Here is a 971-nt window from a genome sequence, read left to right as displayed (position 1 = left end):
CGGCGGGCCATGCCTACCCCGGCCAGACGGAGCGGCTGGCGGAACTGACCGGAGCCGCCGACGCCGGGATGCTGTTCACCGCCGTGGCGCCCGGCGGCGGCTGGCGGCTCAACACGCTTCTGGCCACCACCCACATCCCCCTGGCCGAGGTGAGCGCCCGGCTCGGCCCGGAGCTCGTGCACCGGCGGCTGGACGCCCTGCTGGCCTTCTGCCACCGCTTCCGAAGCCGCCCCCGGCTGGTGGTGGCGGGCCTGAACCCCCATGCGGGGGAGGGGGGGCACCTGGGCCGGGAAGAGCAGGACTGGCTGATTCCCACCCTCGCGCGCTGGCAAAGCCAGCATCCGGAGGTGCGACTGGAGGGGCCGGTGCCTCCGGACACCTGCTGGCTGGAGGCGGCGGCCGCCTGGAGGGGCCAGGCCGAAGGGGCGGACGGCTACCTGGCGCTGTACCACGACCAGGGGCTGATCCCGGTGAAGCTGCTGGCGTTCGACGCGGCCGTCAACACCACCCTGGGCCTGCCCTTCCTGCGCACCTCCCCCGACCACGGCACCGCCTTCGCGATCGCCGGCCGGGGCATCGCCAGGGCCGACAGCATGGCAGCGGCGATTCAGACCGCCTGGGAGCTGGGGCCGCCGCCGGAGGCCTTCGCCCTCAGCCGGCCTTGATGCGCATCAGAACCTGGCCGAATTCCACCGGCGTTCCGTTCTCCACCAGGATCTCCACCACCTCACCGCTGAACTCGCACTCCAGCTCGTTCATCAGCTTCATCGCCTCGAGGATGCAGACAGGCTGGCCGGCGCTGATACGGCTGCCCACCTCCACGAAGGGGGCCTCTCCCGGGGCCGAGGAGCGGTAGAAGGTGCCCACCATCGGCGCCGTGACGGCCTGCAGATCACTGCGCACCGAAGCGGCCGGAGGCGGGGGGGCCGACGGGCCAGGGACGGCACCCATCGGGGCCGCGGGGGCGGGGG

At 73.4% G+C, this 971-nt stretch carries 2 protein-coding genes; one reads left to right on the top strand and one right to left on the bottom strand.

Annotation, left to right across the window (positions count from 1 at the left end):
* A partial coding sequence (locus VB737_RS07280; protein ID WP_500312250.1) for a 4-hydroxythreonine-4-phosphate dehydrogenase PdxA occupies positions 1-665 on the top strand: 665 nt, incomplete at its 5' end.
* Here the strand turns inward: VB737_RS07280 and accB are convergent.
* The coding region (gene accB, locus VB737_RS07275; RefSeq protein ID WP_500312249.1) for an acetyl-CoA carboxylase biotin carboxyl carrier protein at positions 652-971 on the bottom strand (320 nt) is incomplete at its 5' end. The genes VB737_RS07280 and accB overlap by 14 nt on opposite strands.

It is taken from the genome of Synechococcus sp. BA-120 BA3 (assembly GCF_034931285.1).
Taxonomy (GTDB): domain Bacteria; phylum Cyanobacteriota; class Cyanobacteriia; order PCC-6307; family Cyanobiaceae; genus Cyanobium.
Note: the sequence above shows the minus strand (reverse complement) of the source record. Positions and strands in the feature narration are given on the sequence as shown.